Raw genomic sequence first — 4,060 nt, 5'->3', positions numbered from 1 at the left:
CCGGCGCGGCCTCCAGGATCACGTGGGCGTTGGTGCCGCTGATCCCGAACGAGGAGACCCCCGCGCGCCGCGGCTCGCCCGTCTCCGGCCACGGCCGCGCCTCGGTGAGCAGGGCGACGTGGCCGCTGTCCCACTCCACGTGGCTGGAGGGCTCGTCGACGTGGAGGGTCTGCGGAAGGTGTCCGTGGCGCAGGGCCTCGACCATCTTGATGACGCCGGCGACGCCGGCCGCGGCCTGGGTGTGGCCGATGTTGGACTTGATGGAGCCCAGCCACAGCGGGCGTTCCTCGTCGTGCGCCTGACCGTAGGTGGCCAGCAGGGCCTGGGCCTCGATCGGGTCGCCCAGCGTCGTGCCCGTACCGTGCGCCTCGACCGCATCCACCTGAGCCGCGGTCAGCCCGGCGTTGACCAGCGCCTGCTCGATGACGCGCTGCTGTGAGGGGCCGTTGGGGGCGGTGAGGCCGTTGGAGGCGCCGTCCTGGTTGACAGCCGAGCCGCGCAGGATCGCGAAGACGTGGTGTCCGTTGCGCTGGGCGTCGGAGAGGCGCTCCAGGAGCACGAGGCCGGCGCCTTCGCCCCAGCCGGTGCCGTCGGCGGCGTCGGCGAAGGGCTTGCAGCGGCCGTCGGCGGCCAGGCCGCGCTGGCGGGAGAACTCCAGGAACGCGGAGGGCGTGGACATCACGGTGACGCCGCCGGCGAGGGCGAGGTCGCACTCGCCGTTGCGCAGCGCCTGCGCCGCGAGGTGCATGCCCACGAGCGACGACGAGCAGGCGGTGTCAACGGTCATGGCCGGGCCTTCGAGGCCGAAGGTGTACGCCACCCGGCCGGACGCCACGCTCGCCGCGCTGCCGTTGCCGAGGTAGCCCTCGAATCCCTCCGGGGTCCGGTGCATCAGGCGCGGGCCGTAGTCGGCGTAGATGACGCCGGTGAAGACGCCGGTGTTGCTGTCCCGCAGGCTGGTCGGGTCGATGCCGGCCTGCTCGAAGGCTTCCCAGGAGGTTTCCAGCAGCAGCCGCTGCTGGGGGTCCGTGGCCAGGGCCTCGCGCGGGTTCATGTGGAAGAAGTCGGCGTCGAACTTGTCTGCGTCGTGCAGGAAGGCACCGTGGCGGGTGTACGTCTTGCCCGTCGCGTCGGGGTTCGGGTCGTAGAGGTTGTCGAGGTCCCAGCCGCGGTTGACCGGGAACTCCGAGATCGCGTCCGTGCCCTCGGTGACCAGCCGCCACAGGTCGTCCGCGGAGCGGACCTCGCCGGGGTAGCGGCAGGCCATCGAGACGATGGCGATGGGGTCGTCATCGGTGACGGTGCGGGGGGTGGGCGTGCGGCTTCCGGCGGGCGCCGTGTCGAGGAGCCGGCCGAGGAGATGACGGGTGAGGGCGTCGGGGGTCGGGTGGTCGAAGATCAGGGTGGCGGGGAGGCGTAGTGCTGTGGTCGTGGTGAGGTGGTTGCGGAGCTGGACGGCGGTGAGGGAGTCGAAGCCGAGTTCCTTGAAGGGGCGGTGGGGGTCGATGGATTCGGCGGTGCCGTGGCCGAGTACCGCGGCGATGTTGCTGCGTACGACGTCCAGGACGACCTTGTGCCGCTGCTCCGGTTCGGAGAGCGCGGCGAGCTGCTCCGCGAGCGCGTTGCCGTCGCCCGCGGCCGAGCCGGCTGCGGTGCGGCGGGCCGGCCGGGAGGCGAGGCCGCGGAGGAGGACGGGCAGCCGGTCCGGGTTCCGCAGGGCGGACGGCGTGACCGGGAGGCAGAGGTGGTGCGGTTGGGGGGTGGTGAGGGCCCTGTCGAGCAGGTGGAGGGCGTGCTCGGCGGTGAGGGGAGCGGTGCCGTGGGTGACGTTGCGGACCTCGTTGTCGGTGAGGTGGCTGGTCAGGCCGGTGGCTTGCTCCCAATAGCCCCACGCGAGGCTGGTGGTGGGGAGTCCCTGCCGGGTGCGGTGCTGGGCGAGGGCGTCCACGTACGTATTGGCGGCGGCGTAGTTCGCCTGGCCGGGGTTGCCCAGGGTGCCGGCGGCCGAGGAGTAGACAACGAAGTGCGCGAGGTCCAGGTCCTCGGTGGCCCGGTGCAGGTGGTACGCGGCGTCCACCTTCGGTGCCAGGACGGGGTGCAGCGTCTCGGGCGTGATCTTGGTGAGAGTGGCGTCGTCCAGGGCCCCCGCGGTGTGGATGACGGCGGTGAGGGGGCGCTGCCGGTCGATGGAGTCGACGAGGCTGCGTACCGCGTCGGGGTCGGTGACGTCGCAGGCGGTGAGGGTGACCTGGGCGCCGAGTTCGGTGAGTTCGTCGCTCAGCGCGGTGGCGTTGGGGTGGTCGGGGCCGCTGCGGGAGGCGAGGAGGAGGTGGCGTACGCCGTGCTCCGTGACGAGGTGACGGGCCGTCAGGCCGGCCAGGCCGCCGGTGCCGCCGGTGATGAGCACGGTGCCCTCGGTATCGAGGGGCCGGGCGGCGGCGTCGGCTGTGGTGGACCGAGCGAGACGTGGAGTGAGCAGCCGGCCGTCACGGAGGGCGAGTTGGGGTTCGCCTGTGGCGAGGGCTTCGGCGAGGTGGGGTACGTCTGTGACCTTTGCCGCGATGTCCACCGGGGTGTCGGTGTCGATGAGGTGGATGCGGTCGGGGTTTTCGTTCTGGGCGGTGCGGACCAGGCCCCACAGGGGCGCGTGGGCCAGGTGGACGTCCTCGGCCGGGCCGGTGGCGACGGCGCGGTGGGTGAGGACGACGAGCCGTCGGTCGGTCTCGTCGTTGTCCGCCAGCCAGCCCTTCAGGTGGGTGAGAAGGGCTTCGGTCGCGGCGTGGGCCGCGGCCGGGGTGTCCTCGGCGGCCGGAGGTGCGACGTAGAGATCCACCTGATCGAAGTCGATCTGGGCGGAGTCGTTCTGTCGCGCCTGGGGCGGCGTCCAGGAGAGCTGGAAGAGGCTGTTGCGGGTGGCAGCGCCCTCGTCGGCGCCACCGGTGGTGAGCGCGGTGGGGTCGACGGGCCGGGTGTTGAGGGCGGTGATGGTGGCGACGGGGGCGCCGGTGGGGTCCCAGGCGTGGAGGGCCAGGTCGTGGCCGTGCTCGCCGGTGGGCACAAGGGTGGCGCGGAGCCGGGTGGCGCCGGTGGCGTGGACGGACACACCGCTCCACGCGAACGGCAGCCGGAGTTCTCCGGCACCGTCGCCGTCGTCGCTGAGGCTGCGGGTGGCGAGCGGGTGAAGGGTGGCGTCGAGCAGCGCGGGGTGGATGGTGTGGCCCGCGGTGTCGGCGTCTTCGGCGAGGCCGATGTCCGCGTGGAGGGTGCCGTCCTGGTGGGACCAAGCGGCGGTGACGCCTTGGAAGGCGGGCCCGTACTCGTATCCTGCCGCTGCCATCCGGGCGTAGAGGTCCGCGATGTCGAGCTGCTGCGCGCCGGCGGGCGGCCACTGCGTGAGCGGCTCGGCCGCTTCGGCCGGTTCGGCGGTGAGGGTGCCGGTGGCGTGGCAGGTCCACGGCTCGGGCTCGGCCTCGTCGTCGGTGTGCGGCCGGGAGTGGATGGCGACCTGCCAGCGGCCGGGGCCGCCGTCCTCGGCGCCCGCCTCGGGGCTCGTCGTGACCTGGAGGTCGCGCGTGACGGCCTCATCCAGCACCAGCGGTGCCTGGAGGGTCAGTTCGTCGAGGTGGGTGGCGCCGGTGTGGTCGCCGGTGTGCAGGGCGAGGTCCACGAGAGCGGTGCCGGGCAGCAGGACCGTGCCGGCGACGGCGTGGTCGGCGAGCCAGGGGTGGGTGCCCAGGCCGACCCGGCCGGTGAACACGGTGGTGGCGTACGAGCCCTGCCTGTCGACCCCCGAGTCTTCGTTGCCGTCGGCGAGCTGGACGGCCGCGCTCAGGAACTCGTGGGCGCTGCTGATCTGGCCGAGGTCGGACGCGCTGGTGAGCTGCGCCGGGGTCTGGAGCCAGTAGCTCTCCCGCTGGAAGGGGTAGGTGGGCAGCTCGGGCAGGAGCTCGGCGGTGCGGTCGTCAGTGGGGAGGTGGGGGGTGAGGTCGATGGGGTGGTGGTGGGTGTGGAGGGTGGTGAGTGTGGTGAGGAATCGGGTTGTGGTGTCGTCGTTGCGGAT

At 72.8% G+C, this 4,060-nt stretch carries 1 protein-coding gene; it reads right to left on the bottom strand.

The features are described from left to right. The coding region (locus tag I003_RS33745) for a type I polyketide synthase (protein ID WP_158689045.1) at positions 1–4,060 on the bottom strand (4,060 nt) is incomplete at both ends.

Source organism: Streptomyces sp. CNQ329 (assembly GCF_000482585.1).
The sequence above is the reverse complement of the archived record's forward strand: the minus strand, read 5'-3'. Positions and strand labels throughout refer to the sequence as shown.